15 protein-coding genes are annotated in these 16,305 nt (G+C 69.1%); 7 read left to right on the top strand and 8 right to left on the bottom strand.

All coding sequences use genetic code 11. From position 1 onward, the window contains the following. Window positions 1-170 precede the first annotated feature (170 nt). The gene (locus DEIPH_RS07685) at window positions 171-857 is read left to right on the top strand and encodes a TetR/AcrR family transcriptional regulator (protein WP_051517234.1); all 687 of its coding nucleotides are present in this window, start codon (window positions 171-173) and stop codon (window positions 855-857) included. A gap of 51 nt (window positions 858-908) precedes the next feature. Here DEIPH_RS07685 and DEIPH_RS19250 read toward each other — a convergent pair whose 3' ends face one another. Together DEIPH_RS19250 and DEIPH_RS07675 are read right to left on the bottom strand one after the other, a co-directional pair. Beyond that, window positions 909-2,270, bottom strand: a complete 1,362-nt coding sequence (locus DEIPH_RS19250; protein WP_034356373.1) for a 3-oxoacid CoA-transferase — start codon at window positions 2,268-2,270, stop codon at window positions 909-911. Next, entirely contained in the window at window positions 2,267-3,592 is a 1,326-nt protein-coding gene (locus DEIPH_RS07675; RefSeq protein WP_081790837.1) for a thiolase family protein, read from the bottom strand. The genes DEIPH_RS19250 and DEIPH_RS07675 overlap by 4 nt, the downstream gene beginning before the upstream one ends. Before the next feature lie 206 nt (window positions 3,593-3,798). On the opposite strand from DEIPH_RS07675, the gene pgi reads away from it, so the two are divergent. Next, window positions 3,799-5,478 (top strand): glucose-6-phosphate isomerase, encoded by a 1,680-nt coding sequence (gene pgi / locus DEIPH_RS07670; RefSeq protein WP_034356369.1) that lies wholly within the window; start codon window positions 3,799-3,801, stop codon window positions 5,476-5,478. Between the two features lie 220 nt (window positions 5,479-5,698). On the opposite strand, the gene DEIPH_RS07665 is transcribed toward pgi, so the two are convergent. Then, on the bottom strand, window positions 5,699-6,487 hold the full coding sequence (locus tag DEIPH_RS07665) for a phosphatase PAP2 family protein (protein WP_034356366.1): 789 nt from the start codon (window positions 6,485-6,487) through the stop codon (window positions 5,699-5,701). Window positions 6,488-6,563: 76 nt separating this feature from the next. Here DEIPH_RS07665 and DEIPH_RS07660 point away from each other — a divergent pair, with 76 nt between their 5' ends. Beyond that, on the top strand, window positions 6,564-8,165 hold the full coding sequence (locus DEIPH_RS07660) for an ABC transporter ATP-binding protein (RefSeq protein ID WP_034356363.1): 1,602 nt from the start codon (window positions 6,564-6,566) through the stop codon (window positions 8,163-8,165). A gap of 57 nt (window positions 8,166-8,222) precedes the next feature. Here DEIPH_RS07660 and DEIPH_RS07655 read toward each other — a convergent pair whose 3' ends face one another. Continuing rightward, a complete protein-coding gene (locus tag DEIPH_RS07655; protein WP_051517233.1) occupies window positions 8,223-8,711 on the bottom strand; it encodes a hypothetical protein in 489 nt (162 codons plus the stop codon). Window positions 8,712-8,816: 105 nt separating this feature from the next. On the opposite strand from DEIPH_RS07655, the gene DEIPH_RS20155 reads away from it, so the two are divergent. Further along, window positions 8,817-9,263 carry a hypothetical protein gene (locus tag DEIPH_RS20155; protein WP_161636046.1) on the top strand — a complete coding sequence of 149 codons (447 nt, stop codon included), beginning with the start codon at window positions 8,817-8,819 and terminating at the stop codon, window positions 9,261-9,263. Between the two features lie 141 nt (window positions 9,264-9,404). On the opposite strand, the gene miaB is transcribed toward DEIPH_RS20155, so the two are convergent. The 4 genes from miaB to DEIPH_RS07630 form a co-directional block, all read right to left on the bottom strand. Further along, the gene (gene miaB, locus DEIPH_RS07645) at window positions 9,405-10,784 is read right to left on the bottom strand and encodes a tRNA (N6-isopentenyl adenosine(37)-C2)-methylthiotransferase MiaB (protein ID WP_034356353.1); all 1,380 of its coding nucleotides are present in this window, start codon (window positions 10,782-10,784) and stop codon (window positions 9,405-9,407) included. 80 nt (window positions 10,785-10,864) lie between these two features. Beyond that, window positions 10,865-11,341, bottom strand: a complete 477-nt coding sequence (locus DEIPH_RS07640; protein ID WP_034356350.1) for a hypothetical protein — start codon at window positions 11,339-11,341, stop codon at window positions 10,865-10,867. A 249-nt stretch (window positions 11,342-11,590) separates the two neighbouring features. Then, window positions 11,591-12,409: a hypothetical protein gene (locus tag DEIPH_RS07635; RefSeq protein WP_034356346.1), complete on the bottom strand. Its 819-nt coding sequence runs from the start codon at window positions 12,407-12,409 to the stop codon at window positions 11,591-11,593. Between the two features lie 188 nt (window positions 12,410-12,597). Continuing rightward, a complete protein-coding gene (locus DEIPH_RS07630; RefSeq protein ID WP_034356343.1) occupies window positions 12,598-13,791 on the bottom strand; it encodes an amidase in 1,194 nt (397 codons plus the stop codon). A 78-nt stretch (window positions 13,792-13,869) separates the two neighbouring features. On the opposite strand from DEIPH_RS07630, the gene DEIPH_RS07625 reads away from it, so the two are divergent. The 3 genes from DEIPH_RS07625 (at window position 13,870) to kynU (ending at window position 16,263) form a co-directional block, all read left to right on the top strand. Further along, window positions 13,870-14,352 (top strand): hypothetical protein, encoded by a 483-nt coding sequence (locus DEIPH_RS07625; protein WP_034356340.1) that lies wholly within the window; start codon window positions 13,870-13,872, stop codon window positions 14,350-14,352. Window positions 14,353-14,431: 79 nt separating this feature from the next. Next, on the top strand, window positions 14,432-15,085 hold the full coding sequence (locus DEIPH_RS07620) for a cyclase family protein (RefSeq protein ID WP_200868163.1): 654 nt from the start codon (window positions 14,432-14,434) through the stop codon (window positions 15,083-15,085). After that, window positions 15,082-16,263: a kynureninase gene (gene kynU / locus DEIPH_RS07615; protein ID WP_034356336.1), complete on the top strand. Its 1,182-nt coding sequence runs from the start codon at window positions 15,082-15,084 to the stop codon at window positions 16,261-16,263. Before DEIPH_RS07620 ends, kynU begins: the two co-directional genes overlap by 4 nt. Window positions 16,264-16,305: the final 42 nt, after the last annotated feature.

The following is a 16,305-nucleotide window of genomic DNA, read 5'->3' as shown; positions in this document are numbered from 1 at the left end:
CGCTCGTTAGGTAGAGACAGGGTAGCAGAAAGGCCCGTTTCAGACTGGACCCGGGTGCCGCTGGTGACCCGAGTGGGGGCTGGCCCGCCCGGGCCGCAGTCAAGACAACCGCCGCCCAACCGTGAGGGAAGGGACTGGGAGAACCTGCCGCCCGGCGCTACCCTGAGGGCGTGAAGGTGGACCGCGAGGAACAGGACGACGCCCGACGCGAACGCATCGCCCGCGCGGCTTTCGAGTTGTTTGCCCGCAGTGGCCTGGAGGGGACCAGCGCGCAGGAAATTGCCCGCGCTGCCTTCGTGAGCCGTACCAACCTCTACCGCTACTACCCCAGCAAGGTCCATATGCTGCTGGCCCACTTCGAGCGCACTGTGCGCGACACCCATGACGAGGCCGTGCGCCACCTGCACGCGGGCGCGGCCCCGCAGGCGGTGTGGGGACACGTGACGGCCCGCATGGCCGATCTGGGGGTGCGTTACCGTCACCTCGTCGGGGCGGTCGGACACGCGGTGCTGGGCGCGCGGCAGGGCACCGGCGAGGGCGTCCGCACTGCGTTGACCCTGGGGGCGCTGGTCGAACCCGTGTTGCTCGCCATGCGCGACCGGGGCGCGCTGCGGGGCGGCGTGGATACCCACTTGCTCAGCGCCCTGCTGGTGGACGCCTGCCTGCTGGCCCTGCTGCACGGCGGCCACCGCGACCAGCGCGAGGTGCTGCGCGACTGGCAGGACCGCTTCAGTCTGCTGCTGTACGGCGCACTTGCGCCGGGGGTGGAGCGGGAGACCCTGGGGGTGGGGGAAAGCCGCGTGGTCGTTCCGGTCGCTGGGGCGCGGGACCTCACCGGCCAGCCTCGACTGGACTAACCCGGACGGGCGAGGACGCGGCCAGGCGGAGCCTCCGCGTTCCCGCCCCATTCAGCCCGAGACGGGCACCGTCAGCCGCTCCGTGAAGCGTGCGCCGGTGGTGGCGCGGACCTCTTCCAGCGTCGCGCCGGGCAGGAGTTCGGTCAGAATGAGCTGGCCGTCCTGGAACTCGAAAACGGCCCTGTCGGTGATGACCAGATCAACCTTGGCCCGTGCGGTCAGCGGCAGCGTGCAACTGGACACGAGCTTGGGCGTGCCGTCGGGGTCGGTGTGGGTCATGGTCACGATCAGGCGTCTGGCCCCACTCGCCAGGTCCATCGCCCCCCCGACGCCCAGCAGGGGTTTGCCCGGCACTGCCCAGTTCGCCAGATTGCCTGCCTCGTCCACCTGAAGGCCGCCCATCACCGCCACGTCCACGTGGCCGCCCCGGATCATCCCGAAGGAATCGGCGGAGTCGAAGTAACTCGCGCCGGGCAGCGCCGTGACGGGAATCTTCCCCGCGTTGACGGGATAGTCCATCGCGCCGCCCACCTCGGGGGCCGGGCCGACGCCCAGCATCCCGTTCTCGGTGTGCAGGTTGACCCCGTGTTCCGGGGTGATCAGGTCCGCGACCAGGGTGGGAATGCCGATGCCCAGATTCACCACGTCGCCGGGGCGCAGTTCCCGCAGGGCGCGGCGGGCCATGTGCATCCGCGCCTCGTCCGCCCGCCTGGCCCCACCCTTCACGCTGGCGCTGCTGCCCAGGTCTTCCGGGGTCAGGGTGGCCTGCACCAGATAATCCACGTACAGGCCGGGGGTATGGACCTGCTCGGGCGGAATCGTTCCGACCTCCACGATCTCCTCGACCTCGGCCACCACCAGGTCGGCGGCGGTCGCCATGCCGGGATTGAAGTTCTGCTCGGTCAGGCGGTACTGGAGGTTCCCGGCCGTGTCGGCCCGCCACGCGCGGATAAAGGCCACGTCACCCCGCAGTGCGGGCACGAACACCATTTCCCGGCCATTCAGGGTCCGCACGTCGGACCCGGAAGCGATCACCGTTCCGGCAGCGGTCGGGGTGTAGAAGCCTCCCAGCCCCGCGCCCCCGGCCCGCACCGCCTCGGCCAACGTGCCCTGCGGCAGCAGCTCGACGTCCAGTTCTCCGGCCTGGTAGGCCCGCACGGCTTCGGGGTTGGAGGTGAAGTAGGAGCCGATGGCCTTTTTGATCTGCCCGTTTCTCAGCAGGCGGCCCCCGCTCAGGCCGGGTTCGGAGACGTTGTTGGCGACGTAGGTGAGGTCGCGGGTGGGAAGTTCGGCCAGGGCGTGCATCAGGTGAACGGGATTGCCGGTCATGCCGAAGCCGCCGACCAGCAGCGTATCGCCCGACTTCACCAGGGCCGCCGCTGCCTGGGCGGTGAGGACGGGGACGGTCTTCATGCCTCCACCCGCTCGATCAGGGCCGCTTCCCCCTGGCCGACCCCGACGCAGAGGGTGGCGAGGCCGTACCTGGCCCCCCGCCGCCCCAGCTCGTGCGTGAGGGTCGTGACCAGCCGCGCGCCGCTCATCCCGAGGGGATGCCCCAGCGCCACCGCGCCGCCGTTCACGTTGACCTTTTCAGGGTCCAGGTCCAGTTCGCGGATACAGGCGAGGGCCTGCGCCGCAAAGGCCTCGTTCAGTTCGATCAGGTCCACGTCCTGCACGTCCATCCCCAGGCGCTCCATCAGTTTGCGGGTGGCGGGAACCGGGCCGAGGCCCATCACGCGCGGGTCCACGCCCGCCGAGGCGGCCCCGACCCAGCGGGCCAGGGGTTTGATCCCCAGTTCACGGGCCTTTTTCGCGCTCATCAGCACCAGGGCCGCCGCGCCGTCGTTGAGGCCCGAGGCGTTGCCCGCCGTGACGGTCCCCCCCTTGCGGAAGGCCGGTTTCAACCCGGCCAGCGTCCCCTCGTCGGTGGCGAGGGCAAACGTGTCGCCGTCGCGCCGGGCGCGGGGATGTTCGTCGGTGTCGAAGACCGTCACGCCCTTGCGGCCCCGGATCTCGACCGGCACGATCTCCTCCCGGAAGGTGCCGGCGTTGAGCGCCGCGACCGTCCGCCGCTGCGACTCCAGCGCGAAGGCGTCCTGGGCCTCGCGGGTGATCTCGCCTCCGGCGACGTTCCCTTCGCGGCTGCGCTGCACGATGTTCTCGGCCGTCTCGCCCATCGCTTCGAGGGGAAAGAGTTCCTCCAGCGCGGGATTGGGAAAGCGCCAGCCCAGCGTGGTGTCGTACACGGTGATGTTGCCGCCCGCAAACGCCTGCCCGCCTTTGGGCATTGCCAGCGGGGCGCGGGTCATGCTCTCGACGCCGCCCGCCACGTACACGTCGCCGTCGCCGTTGCGAATCGCCCGCGCCGCCGTGTTGATCGCCGAGAGGCCCGAGGCACACAGCCGGTTGACCGTCAGCCCGGCCACCGTCTCGGGCAACCCGGCCAGCAGGGCCGCCATGCGCGCCACGTTGCGGTTGTCCTCGCCCGCCTGGTTGGCGCAGCCCAGAATCACCTCCTCGATCTGGTCGGCGGGCACCCCCGCCCGGCTCACGGCCTCCCGGATCACGAGGGCCGCCAGATCGTCGGGGCGGACGGTGGACAGCGCGCCGCGAATCGCGCCGATGGGCGTCCGCACGGCGGAGACGATCACCACGTCGCGGTCTTGCAGGGGCTGAGCGGTCCGGGAGGGGACAGCTGGAGACTGAGCTGTTGAACTCTGGGCAGGGGTAGACATGACGGACGTTCCTTTCGGGGAAGGGGACAGGAGTGGGAAGCAGTACGGCTGTCATTCAAGCGCGGGCAGCCCCCGGTTTCCATCCCTGCGGTCCGGGATTCGGAACGCGCCCACCTGACAGTTGCGAGGTGAAGGGGGCCTTTTCGGTCCCTTCATACCTGGAGGTGCCGTCCGGGCAGGTTCGGGGCCGCTGGTATGCTCGGAAAATGAGCGAGCCTTCCTCCCCGCCGCGCCCCGGCCTGACGCAGCTTCCCGCCTGGCAGGCCCTGAAAGCGCATGCCGAGGCGGTGCGCGGCACCCACCTGCGCGACCTGTTCGCGGCGGACCCGGGGCGCGGCGAGCGCCTGAGCGCCGAGGGCGCGGGCCTGTACCTCGACTACTCCAAGAACCGCGTGACGGACGAAACCCTGCGCCTGCTGCTGCAACTCGTGCGCGAGACGGGGGTGGAAGCGCGGCGCGGCGCGATGTTGGCGGGCGAGCGCATCAACCTGACCGAGAACCGCGCGGTGCTGCACACGGCCCTGCGCGCCCCACGTGGCGGGACGGTGATGGTGGACGGCCAGAACGTGGTCCCCGACGTGCAGGAGGTGCTGGACCGCATGGGGGCTTTTGCCGACCGTGTGCGCGGCGGGACGTGGCTGGGGGCGACCGGCAGGCCCATCCGCAACATCGTGAACATCGGCATCGGGGGGTCGGACCTCGGCCCGGTGATGGCGTATGAGGCGCTGAAGTTCTACAGCGACCGCCGCCTGACGCTGCGCTTCGTGTCCAACGTGGACGGCACCGATCTGGTCGAGAAGACCCGCGACCTCGACCCGGAGGAAACGCTGTTCATCGTGTCCAGCAAGACCTTTACCACCCAGGAGACGATGGCGAACGCAAAAAGCGCGCGCGCCTGGCTGCTGGCGGGGCTGGTCAACCTGCCCGACGAGAACACCGCCGTCGCCCGGCACTTCGTGGCGGTCAGCACCAACGCCGCCGAGGTCGAGCGGTTCGGTATCGACACCGCGAACATGTTCGGCTTCTGGGACTGGGTGGGGGGGCGCTACAGCATGGACAGCGCCATCGGCCTCTCGCTGATGGTCGCCATCGGTCCGGCGGGCTTCCGCGACATGCTGGCGGGTTTTCACGAGATGGACGAGCATTTCCGCACTGCGCCGCTCGAACAGAATCTCCCCGTGCTGCTGGCAGTGCTGGGCGTGTGGTACCGCGACTTTTTCGGCGCGCAGACGCACGCGGTGCTGCCCTATGACCAGTACCTCGCCTCTTTCCCGGCCTATCTCCAGCAGCTCGACATGGAGAGCAACGGCAAGCACGTCACCCTGGAGGGGCAGATGGTGGATTACGACACCGGCCCGGTCGTGTGGGGCCAGCCGGGCACCAACGGGCAGCACGCCTTTTACCAGCTGATCCACCAGGGCACCACCCTGATTCCCTGCGATTTCCTGGGCTTCTGCCAGACCCTCAACCCCCTGGTCACGCCGGATGGCCCGCCCCACCACGACCTGCTGATGGCGAACGTGTTCGCGCAGACCGAGGCCCTGGCCTTTGGCAAGTCGCGCGAGCGGGTGGAGGCCGAGGGGGTCGATGCCGACCTCAGTCCCCACCGCGTCTTCGAGGGGAACCGCCCGACGAACACGCTGCTGGCCGACCGCCTCACGCCTCACACGCTGGGCGCGCTGATCGCCCTCTACGAACACAAGGTCTTCGTGCAGGGGGCCATCTGGAACATCAATTCCTTCGACCAGTGGGGTGTGGAACTCGGCAAGGTGCTGGCCGGAAAGATCGTGCCGGAACTGGAGCCGGGAACCGAGCCGGACCTGAAGCACGACTCCAGCACAAATACCTTGATCCGGCGCTACCGAGCGCGGCGCGCGGAGGGGTAAGGGGGCGGAGTGCTGTAAGTGGGGCGGGCGGGAGCGTGTGGGACAGCTCCCGCCCCCCTGTCTTTTCCATGTCCGTCGGTGGCCGCCGAGCCGTTCGGCGCGTCAGCATCGAGGCCGGATACGTTCCCGCTCCAGGCAACCCCGCCGCCTCAGGGAACAACTCTTGCCGAACCCAGCGAAGAACTCCCCCTGCCCTCTGCTGCGCAGCCCCAGACGCCCCTCAAGCCCTCGGTAGCCACCGCCGCAGCAACAGCGGCACCCCTTCCACCGCCACCAGCACCAGCACGGCATACCGCAGCGCCCGCACCAGCCCGATGTCCTTGACCGACTGCGGCAGCGCCCCCAGCCCGAAGAACACGGCGAACACGATCAGCAGGCCCAGCAGCCCCACGGTGATGCGGCCTGCCACGTCACGCGGCGGCGCAAAGTCGGGCCGCGCGAACCAGAAGCCCGCCAGCAACCCCAGCCCCGTCCCGTACTCGCGCGGCGTGCCCGCCGGGAGGAAGGCGGCCAGGGCCAGCAGGAGGACGGGCACCAGCCAGCGCAGCGCGCCTTGCTGCGGAAAGTACCCACTCGCCGCCAGCGAGGCAAAGGCCGCGCCCAGCAGCAGCCCCACGATCACGTCGCTGGGGTAGTGGACGTGCAGCGCGAGCCGCGAGACGGCGATCAACGCGATCAGCAGCAGCGCGGCTGCCCACATGCCCCTGCGCCCGACCTGCGCCGCGATGCCCCCCCAGAGCGTAGCGGCCATCTGTGCGTGGCCGCTGGGCAAACCGGGGCCACCCGCCGTCGCCCGCGCCGCCTCACTTGCCACCGCCGGGTCACTGCTGAAGGGACGGGGGAGATTGAACCCGTATTTCAGGGCGCTGTTCACCAGATACGAGAGGGCGAACGCGCTGCCCAGGTTCCGGCCCCCGCGCGGGTTCACCAGCCAGGTGTACAGCGCGAGCACCACGATGAATACCTCGTCACGTCCCAGGGTCGTGACGGCCAGCCAGAAAGCGTCCATGTCCGCCTATTGTGACGGATACCGCGTTTCTGGGGAGGGACTGGCGGCGCTCCGCTCCGGCGCTAGACTGGAGCCTATGACCGTCCCGACTGACGACGTGCTGCAAACGGTGCGGCACAACGCCGAATACGCGCTGGAACTGCGCGGCATCACCAAACGCTTTCCGCTGGTCCTGGCAAACGACAACATCAGCATGGCCGTGAAATGGGGGAGTGTCCACGCCCTGTGCGGCGAGAACGGCGCGGGCAAAAGCACCCTGATGAAGATCGTCTACGGCGCGCAGCCCCCCACCAGCGGCGAGATCGTCGTGGACGGCGAGGTCGTGAACCTGACCGACCCGGCGCAAGCCATCGCGCGCGGCATCGGCATGGTCTTCCAGCACTTCATGCTGGTGGATACCCTGACCGTGACCGAGAACGTGATCCTGGGCGCCGAGCCGAAGGCAGGCACCTCTATCGACTACGCGGGGGCACGCCGCCGCGTGGCGGAACTGATCGCGCAGTTCAACTTCGACCTGAATCCTGACGCCCTGGTGGGCGACCTGCCGGTGGGCCTCCAGCAGAAGGTGGAAATTCTCAAGACGCTCTACCGGGGCGCGCGCATCCTGATTCTGGACGAGCCGACCGCCGTCCTCACGCCCAGCGAGACCGACGAGCTGTTCGCCTTCCTGAAAAACCAGTACGCCGCCAGCGGCAACGCGGTGATTTTCATCAGCCACAAGCTGCACGAGGTGCTGCACATCAGCGACACCATCAGCGTGATCCGCGACGGCAAGATGATCGGCTCCATTCCCGCCGCCGGGGCCACCACCGAGACCCTCGCCCGCATGATGGTGGGCCGCGACGTGACGCTGAAGGTGGACAAGACCCCCGCCCGCCCCGGTGAGGTCGCCCTCGACGTGCGCGGCGTCACGGTGAAGGGCGAACACGGCAACGCGGTGAACAACGTGTCCTTTCAGGTCCGCGCGGGCGAGATCGTCGGCATCGCGGGCGTGGAGGGCAACGGCCAGAGCGAACTCGTCGAGGCGATCACCGGCCTGTTGCCGGTAGCGGGCGGCGAGATCACCTACCTGGGCCGTCCGGCGCGGGGCGTGCGCGAGGTCGAGGCGAGCGGCCTCTCGCACATCCCGGAAGACCGCAACGAGCGCGGCCTGGTGCTGGACATGACCACTGCCGAGAACTACATCCTGGGCGAACACGACCGCGCCCCCTTCGCCGGGCCGCTGGGCTTCCTGAGGCTGGACGCCATCGAGGAAAACGCCCGCGTTCTCAGCGAGAAGTACGACGTGCGCCCGCGCAGCGCCAGCCTCCAGGCCGGGCGCTACAGCGGCGGCAACGCGCAGAAGCTGATCGTGGCCCGCGAGATGCGCAAAGAGCCGAAAATCCTGGTCGCCAGCCAGCCGACGCGCGGCGTGGACATCGGGGCCATCGAGTTCATCCATGCCCGCATCGTCGAGGCGCGCGACCAGGGCCTCGCCGTGCTGCTGATCAGCGCCGATCTGGGCGAAGTGATGAACCTCGCCGACCGCATCCTGGTGATGTACGAGGGTGAGGTCGTGGGTGAGGTGGACGCCGCGAACGCCACCGAGACGCAACTCGGCCTGCTGATGACCGGCAGCGGGAATACGGGTGGGCGCAGCGGCGCGGTGAGTGATACGCAGGAGTACGGCGGGCGCTGAGCGGGGAAAAGAAGAAGGGCCGCCTCCGTGCTGGGGCGGCCTTGTTGCTGGCGGGGCTTACAGGCAGTCCACCACCGGGAGCACGTAGGAGGACTGCTGAACGCTGCCCGTATTGCCCTGGAGGTCGACGGCCTGGGCCGCCAGGCGGGTGTATCCCTTGACGTTCACGGTCGTCACCGGATTCACGATGATGCTCTGAGGCGCGGTAAAGGCCCCAACGGTGAAGGTCAGAGCCGCGCTGCCGGGAGCGGCCGAGTTCAACTTATAGTTGGCGAGGTATTTCCCTTCGCCGTAATACTCGCCGTAGGCCAGCAGATTGATGGCGCTGGTCCCCGCAGTCCAGCTGACATTCAGTTCGACGTTGGTGTTCTTGTTGTCGCAGATCACGTAGGTTCCCTGCTTGAGGACCCTTCCGGTGTTGACGTCTGTCACATCCGTGGAAAGCTGGTACTGGCTGCGGATCCCCAGGCTGTCGTCCACCGTGACACTCCCGCAACTCGCCAGCACCGCACTCAATCCCACCGCTCCCAGCAGCATCTTTTTCATACCTCTCACTGTGCCGGGTGAATCTGACGTCAGGGTGATGGGGCCTTGAGAGAACGTGAGGGGAACACAAATACAGGCGTGCTGCCCGAAGTTCATGCTGGAGGGATGAGGCAACTTGCTGGCGTTCTGGTGCTGGGCCTGCTGACGGCGTGTGCCCCCGCCACCACCACCCCGAAGTCGTCGCTGGCCGCACAGGCGACCCTCCAGGGCAGCCAACTCACGGTGACGGTCGTCAATACCGGGCCGTATGACCTGCTGCTGGAAGACGGTTGCCCCCGCCCCTTCACGGCGGGCTTCAATGTGCTGCCGGTGCCGAACGACCTGTCGGCCTCCAACGCCGATCAGCCCTGTGTGGCGTCCATCCTTCCCCCCCGGCTGTGGCGTGTGGGCGAGCGCCTTTCGGCGTCGCTGACGGTGGCGCTGCCCGTCGGCACCCGGACGGTGCAGGCGTGGGCCAGGCCCCGGGTCCGGCTCGCGCCGGGTGGGCAACCCCAGGGCGACGTCAAGGTGCTCGACGTGGTGACGCCCACCTTTACCATCACGGTCCGCTGAGGGGCACGAGGGCTGATGGCCGGAGTGCCGTCCGGCCCTCGCGCTTCCGCCGGGGAAGCCTCGTCCCTCACCTGCCCCTCTCCGTTCCCTGAACGCGGAAGGCCGGAGCTGGTCTCGGCCCCGACCTTCCGCGCGCTGCATCTAGGCCAGCTGCAAGGGGCTGCTCAGGGCCGCCGCCTCCGGGTTGAAGCGGGGCAGTTCCGGCAGATCCTGACCGTCCGCGCCGATCAGGCGGCCATACAGCATGTGCGGCGTGGCGTGTTCGATACGGGCGTGGTAGAGGCCGGGGCCACTCGCGCCGACCGCCTTGGGGACGACCGTCGGGTGGTTGCCGCGCGTGTGGCCTTCCAGAAAGCCGGAGTCGTGGGCATTGCCGCGCAGCAACACTTCCTGCACGGTGCCCACCTTCGCGGCATTCTTGCGCGCGCTCCATTCCTTCTGCTTCACGATCAGGCGCTGGAGGCGTTCGGTTTTGAGTTCGCGCGGCAGGTCCGCAAAGTGCTTGTAACTCGGCGTACCGGGGCGCGGGGAGTAGATGAACATATACGCGCTGTCATAGCCGACCTCGTCGTAGAGGCTCAGCGTCTCCTGAAAGTCCTCCTCGGTCTCGCCGGGAAAGCCCACGATGATGTCGGTCGCCAGGACCACCTTCGGAAGGTGCTTTTTGATGTCCGCGATGTGCCCCAGGTACTTCTCCCGGGTGTACTCGCGGGCCATGCGCCGCAGCACGCGGCTGGACCCGCTCTGCACCGGCAGGTGGACGAACTCGCAGACGGCGGGCGTTTCGCTCATCGCGGCGGCCACGTCTTCGGTGAAGTTCATGGGGTGGCTGGTGGTGAACTTGATGCGGCGAACGCCCGAACGGCCCACCCGCCGCAGCAGGTCCGCAAAACTGGGGTATCCGGCCAGTTTTGCGCCCTGGTCCACCCCGTAGGCGTTCACGTTCTGGCCCAGCAGCGTGACTTCCTGCACCCCGGCGGCCAACTGCATGTCCAGTTCGCGCAGGATGTCGTCGGGGTGACGGCTGACCTGCGGGCCGCGCGTGGTGGGCACGATGCAGTAGGTGCAGTGGTGGTCGCAGCCGCGCATGATCGTGAGGTGCGCTTGCAGCTTCCCGGCGGGCGGCGGCGGAATATGGGCGTGCAACTCGTCCTTGAATTGCAGGCCCCAGAAGCGTTCGTTCGCCTCCAGCGCCCTGCCGATGTCGAGCAGGCTGCCGGGGCCGAGCAGCACGTCCACCTCGAACTTGCGGGCGATCTGCTGGCCTTCTTCGAGCTGCGCGAGACAGCCCATCATGCCGACCACCAGGGGACGCTGCTGCTTTTGCTTGCGGAGGTCGCCCAGCAGCGAGCGGATCTTGTCCACGGGCTTGCCCCGCACCGCGCAGGTGTTGATCAGCACGAAGTCGGCCTCGTCGATGCTGCCGACCATATCCGCGCCGAAACTCACGAGCTGGGACTCGACCAGATGCGAGTCGTACTCGTTCATTTGGCAGCCATAGGTGATCAGGTGTGCCTTCATTTCTCTCTCCTCGGCCTGGCGGAGGGATTCCGGGGCCTTCACGCGCCGCCTGGGGCAGCGGGCGGGGGAGATTCTAGCGTTCAGGGCGTGCCGGGTGCCGGGGAGATGGGCATGGCGGCCCCCTCCACCTGTTTGTCCAGATTTACCGTGTACCCCAGCAGTTCCTTGCCCAGCAGCACCGTGCGCAGGACGCCGCTGAGTTTCGTGCCCGTGATCTCGGCCCGCAGGGTGCCGCGCAGCTTGTCGCCGTCCTCGTACAGATTCACGTCGATGTTGCCGCCCGGCCCGGCCCGCCTGAACTGACCGCTCACGGCGTAGGCCTTATGGCTTTCCAGATTGGTGATGACGCCGCTGGCGCGGCCCTCACGTTCCTGCACGTACAGGATCAGGCGGTAGGGCACCCGCCCCGTGCCGCCCACGCCGATGCCCTCGTAGGTGCCGTTGATGGCCCGCTCAAGCGGCGTGTTCGCACCGATGTACGCGCCGAAGGCGCAGCCCGTCAGGGCAGTGAGAAGCGCGGCGGCGGGCAGGACGCGGTGCAGGACGGAAAAGCGCATGCCGGAGCTTAAGCGGCCCTCATGAAATGTGTCTGACGGCGGCTTTGCGGGGGCGGGGAACGCTCAGGCCAGGCACGGACAGAGGACCCACCTTGCGCCTGAGACGAACTCCGGTTGAATCTTTGACGGAGTGGTTCAATCCGAGCGGACGCGAGAAGGAGAACAGACGGATTCCGGGAGATGGCTTAACCTCCGGCAGTGTGGCTTCCGGCGCTGTCCCGGAAGGAAAGGAATGGGACGGAAGCCGTCTTAGGGTTCGTTCGGCCCTTTCAGCGGGTAGGTGGCGCTGTCCACGGCCTGCACGCGGCCCTCCGGCTGGGCATAGGCCGCGTTGATCAGACCCGTCCGGTGCTGGCGGAACCAGTCGCGCAGCGGGGCCGACTTCGTGAAGACCTGCGTCCTGAGCATCTGTTCGGCCTGGGTGCCCTGTCCGGCCAGCAGCATGTTCGCGTAGTAGCCGCCCAGCTGGGCCTTCAGGATGTCCTGGGCGGTGCCGGATTGTTGCAGCCCAGCGAGCAACTCGCGCAGATTCCGTGCCGCCTCCTGCGCGGGGACATACGCGTAGGCGCGGGTGCGGTCGGCCAGGCGCACGCCGTCCCAACCCAGAACCGTCAGCAGCGCCGGACTCACCGCATAGCTCCAGTCGTAATACGCGAGGGTATCGCTCGCCAGCAGCAGTTCCTTCGTCCCGTCGCCGTTCAGATCCGTGAACCTCAGGCCATAGTTTCCGGCCTCGATGACCGCCAGATTCTCCACGCTGCCCGTATCTTGCGTGAAGACGTAATAGGTCGAGCAGCAGTGCGCGCCGCCCGAATACCCGGTCAGGACCAGTTCCGGCAGGCCGCCGGGCCGCAGCGGTTGCAACTCCGCCGACACGTTCCACCCCTTCACGGTCAGCACTGTCCGGGTGCCGTTCTTCACGGTGGCCTGTGCCTCGGCGTCAAAGTTCTCTGCCGGGCGGGGCGTGACTGTCACGGTCAGGTTGCCCCACTTCAGGGGTTGGGGCGCGGCGTTCGCCGCCGGGAGGAGCGCCAGCAGAACCGGAAGGAGGAGCAGGGGCCGTTTCATGAACCCACCTTATACGGGTTCCGTCCGATTCCTTTCCTTCCGGGACAGCGCCAGGAGGCACACTGCCGGCAGTCCATCCATCTCCCGGAACCCGTCTTCTCTCCTTCTCGCATCGTCGCGAACAGACGCGCATGAGGACGCTGCTCCTCCCACCCGGATTGAATCACTTAACGATTCACTCGGGGTTCCTATTGGCCTTCCAGTCCCAGCGCCAGACCCAGCAACCGGTTGTCCTGGCCGTGCCGCCCCACCAGTTGCAGGCCTACGAATGGGGCGGAGGAGGGGAGGACAGCGGTGGGCGCTCCCAGCAGGCTGAACGGCGCGGTGAGGCGCAGCACGGCGCGGCGTAGGGGAACCCGGCCCTCCTGCACTTCGGCCTCTTCCTGCCCGGTCAGCGGGGGCGGGGTGGGCACGGCGGGGGCCAGCAGCACGTCGAAGCGGGTGAGCAGGTCGTCCAGCCGTGTGCGGTAGGCTGCCCTCCGCTCGAACGCCGCCTGCACCTCCGCTTCCGTCAGCGCCTGGCCCTGCCGCAGCGAGGCGAGGGTGAAAGGCAGAAAGCCGGGGTCGGCCTGCCGCAGCGCCTCCGCGTGAACCCGCGCCGCCTCACTCAGCACGATGGGGGAGTAGGCGTCGAGGACATCCGGGAAGGTAACGGCTTCCAGCGTGGCCCCCAGGCCCGCCAGTCGTGCGGCGAACAGGTGCGTGGCCTCCTGTACCGTGCCGTCCACCCAACCTTCCGGGAGCCACACGCCCACCTTGACGCCCGCCCACGCCTGGGCCTCCACCTGCCGCCCGGTCAGCGCCTCCTGCACGCGCACGATGGTGGAAACGTCCCGCGCCAGGGGTCCGGCGTGGTCGCAGGTCCAGGAGAGGGGCAGCACACCTGCGGTGCTCCAGGCCGGATGGTCCTTCGTCGGCTTGTACCCCACCACGCCGCACCAGGCCGCCGGAACGCGGATGCTGCCGCCGGTGTCCGTCCCCAGGGCAAAGTCGACTTGCCCGAGCGCCACGCTCACCGCCGCCCCGCTGCTGCTGCCGCCCGGCACGCGCTCCGGCAGGAAGGGATGCGCCGTGCCCCCGAAGCCGTTCATGCCGGTGATTCCCAGCGCGATCTCATGCAGGTGCGTCTTACCGGTGGCGCTGGCACCCAGGTCCAGCAGCCGCCGCACTAGCACGCTCTCGCCCAGATCGGGCACTGGGGCGCGGGTGCTGGCCCTCAGCGGCCACCCCGCCACGCCGTACAGGTCCTTCACGCTGAAGGTCAGGCCGCAGAGCGGTCCGTCCGCCGCACCGGACAGCGGAGAGGCCGGCAGATACGCCCAGGCCCGCTGAGGATCGGGGAAGGGGGCCGGGGCGGGGGCAGAATCTGGGGCAGGCGTCATGCCCTACACGGTAACCGCAGGAACCGCGCGGCCCCACGGCGGCACCCCCCAGGCCCCGCCCGCGTTACGCTGACGCCCATGGAGTTCCTGCGGCTGATTCACGGGTACCAGTTCGACAATGCGCTCGCGCTGCTGTTCCCGACCCCCTACGCGCTCGGCACGCTCATTCTCTTTCTGTGGAGTTTCGGTCCGGCGCTGAAGGGCGGGGTCCGGCTGGGCTTCCTGGTCTGGCTGCGGGTGGTGTGGGCCTTGACGTTGATCCCGGCCGTGACCGGCGTGATTCTCGCGGTGGGCGGCGAGAAAGTGCCCAGCGCCACCAGCGTCGGCGGTGGCCTGACCCGCTACGGCTACCCGGTCGACCCCAGCCGCGACTGGGAACACTGGATGTATTCCGCCTTTGCCCTGCTGAGCCTGTACGTGATCGAGGTGCTGGTGAAGGGCCGCATGATTCCGCACCGCGCGGGCCTGCGCTTCCTGCCGGTCGCCACCCTGTTTCTGTACGGCTGCGCCTACATGATCGGGCGCGTGGCGGTGTTTCCGGGCAGCACGCCGGGGACGTGAGGAGCGGTGAACCGGCCCCGGCCCCGGCTTTCGCCCGCGCCTTCATGGCTCGCGGGCTGCGGCCCTATATCCTCTCCCCATGACCGACCCCATCATCGACATCTCGCGGCAGCTCACGCCGGGACACCCCAACTGGCCGGGCGACGCGCCCTTCCGGGTGGAGGCGGGCGCGCGCATCGCGCAGGGGGACAGCGTGAACACGGGTGAGATCTGCACCAGCACCCACACCGGCACCCACGTGGACGCCCCCTGGCACTACGCCGACACGGGCGCGCGGCTCGACGAGGTTGGCCTGGACGTGTACCTGGGCCGCTGCCGGGTCCTGACCGTGCGGGCGGAGGGCGGGCTGGTCGGCCCGGCCACGCTCGCTGACCTGCCTGCCGTCCTCCCGCCCCGGCTGCTGCTGCACACCGGGCAGCCCGCGCGCTGGGCCGAGTTCCCGCAGGACTTCGCCGCGCTCGACCCGGCGTTCGTGCGGGAGGCCGCGCGGCGGGGCGTGCGCCTGATCGGCACCGACAGCCCCAGCGTGGACCCGCTGACCAGCAAGACCCTGGACGCGCACCGCGCCTGCCTGGAGGCCGGGGTGCTGATTCTGGAGGGCCTGAACCTCAGCGGGGTGCCGGATGGCGACCACGACCTGGTGTGCTTGCCGCTGCCGCTGGCCGGCGTGGACGGTGCGCCTGCGCGCGCGGTGCTGCTGCCCGCCGGAACGCTGCCGGGAGGTGAGGCGTGAGGCGCGACCTCTTTGCCCTGCCGCCCGGCATCTACCTCGACGGCAACAGCCTGGGCCTGATGCCGCACGCCGCCCGCGCCGCCGTCCTGCGCCGCCTGGACGAGTGGCGGGACGACGCCGTGAGCGGCTGGGACGGGTGGTTCGGCCTGGCGGAATCGCTCTCGCCCTCCATCGCGCGCCTGGTCGGCGCGCAGCCCCACGAGGTGATCGCCACCGGGAGCATCACCGCCAACCTGCACGCCCTCCTCGCCACCCTTTACCGCCCGGACGCGAAACGGCGCCACCTCGTCGCCACGTCCCTCGATTTCCCGTCCGACGTGTACGCCCTGCAATCCTGGGCCGAGCGTGCCGGAGCCGAGGTGCGCCTGATCCCCAGCCGGGACGGCCACACCCTGCACGAGGACGACATCCTGGCAACCCTCACCGACGACGTGGCCGTGGCGCTGCTGCCCACCGTGCTGTACCGCAGCGGGCAACTGCTCGACGTGCCGCGCCTGACCCGCGAGGCCCGGGCGCGCGGCCTCCTGATCGGCTGGGACGCGGCGCACGGGGTCGGCAGCGTGCCGCACGACTTCCACGCGGCGGGGGCAGATTTCGGCGTGTGGTGCCATTACAAGTACGTGAACGCCGGACCCGGCGCGCCCGGTGGCCTGTACCTGCACGAACGGCACCATGACCGCGTGCCCGGGTTGCGCGGCTGGTGGGGCCACGACAAGGGCACGCAGTTCGAGATGGCGCACGCCTTCCGCCCGGCTGCCGGCGCGGGGGCGTACCAGCTCGGCACGCCGCCCGTCCTCGCGCTCGCGGCGCTGGAAGGGGCACTCACGGTCTTCGACACGGTGGACATGGAGGAGGTCCGAACGCGCAGCCTGGCGCTGACCGCTCACCTGATGGCCCTGGTGGACACGCACCTGCCCGAAGTCCAGGTCGTCACGCCCCGGGACCCCGCGCGGCGCGGCGGGCATGTCGCCCTCGCCCACCCGGAAGCGCACGCTCTCAGCCTGGCTCTGCGGGCGCGCGGCATAACGCCCGACTTCCGCCAGCCCGACATCCTGCGCCTGGCCCCCGTCGCCCTCTACAACACCGAAGCCGAACTGGGAGAGACGGTACGGGTGCTGCGCGAGCTGCTGGATACGGGCGCACACCGGACGGTGGAGGCGGCGGGGCTGGTCACGTAGGGCCAGCCGCAGAAGTCGCAGAAAGCGGAAGCCGGTTCAGGC

The sequence above is a fragment of the Deinococcus phoenicis genome, assembly GCF_000599865.1.
GTDB lineage: Bacteria > Deinococcota > Deinococci > Deinococcales > Deinococcaceae > Deinococcus > Deinococcus phoenicis.
This window is presented reverse-complemented; position numbering and strand designations above follow the sequence as displayed.

What these genes read in the sequence shown, in the direction of transcription:
- DEIPH_RS07675 (WP_081790837.1), bottom strand. Translation starts at nt 3,592, where the DNA reads ATGTCTACCCCTGCCCAGAGTTCAACAGCTCAGTCTCCAGCTGTCCCC.
- DEIPH_RS07655 (WP_051517233.1), bottom strand. Translation starts at nt 8,711, where the DNA reads ATGAAAAAGATGCTGCTGGGAGCGGTGGGATTGAGTGCGGTGCTGGCG.
- DEIPH_RS19250 (WP_034356373.1), bottom strand. Translation starts at nt 2,270, where the DNA reads ATGAAGACCGTCCCCGTCCTCACCGCCCAGGCAGCGGCGGCCCTGGTG.
- DEIPH_RS20155 (WP_161636046.1), top strand. Translation starts at nt 8,817, where the DNA reads ATGAGGCAACTTGCTGGCGTTCTGGTGCTGGGCCTGCTGACGGCGTGT.
- DEIPH_RS07635 (WP_034356346.1), bottom strand. Translation starts at nt 12,409, where the DNA reads ATGAAACGGCCCCTGCTCCTCCTTCCGGTTCTGCTGGCGCTCCTCCCG.
- DEIPH_RS07660 (WP_034356363.1), top strand. Translation starts at nt 6,564, where the DNA reads ATGACCGTCCCGACTGACGACGTGCTGCAAACGGTGCGGCACAACGCC.
- DEIPH_RS07625 (WP_034356340.1), top strand. Translation starts at nt 13,870, where the DNA reads ATGGAGTTCCTGCGGCTGATTCACGGGTACCAGTTCGACAATGCGCTC.
- DEIPH_RS07630 (WP_034356343.1), bottom strand. Translation starts at nt 13,791, where the DNA reads ATGACGCCTGCCCCAGATTCTGCCCCCGCCCCGGCCCCCTTCCCCGAT.
- DEIPH_RS07640 (WP_034356350.1), bottom strand. Translation starts at nt 11,341, where the DNA reads ATGCGCTTTTCCGTCCTGCACCGCGTCCTGCCCGCCGCCGCGCTTCTC.
- DEIPH_RS07620 (WP_200868163.1), top strand. Translation starts at nt 14,432, where the DNA reads ATGACCGACCCCATCATCGACATCTCGCGGCAGCTCACGCCGGGACAC.
- DEIPH_RS07665 (WP_034356366.1), bottom strand. Translation starts at nt 6,487, where the DNA reads ATGGACGCTTTCTGGCTGGCCGTCACGACCCTGGGACGTGACGAGGTA.
- pgi (WP_034356369.1), top strand. Translation starts at nt 3,799, where the DNA reads ATGAGCGAGCCTTCCTCCCCGCCGCGCCCCGGCCTGACGCAGCTTCCC.
- miaB (WP_034356353.1), bottom strand. Translation starts at nt 10,784, where the DNA reads ATGAAGGCACACCTGATCACCTATGGCTGCCAAATGAACGAGTACGAC.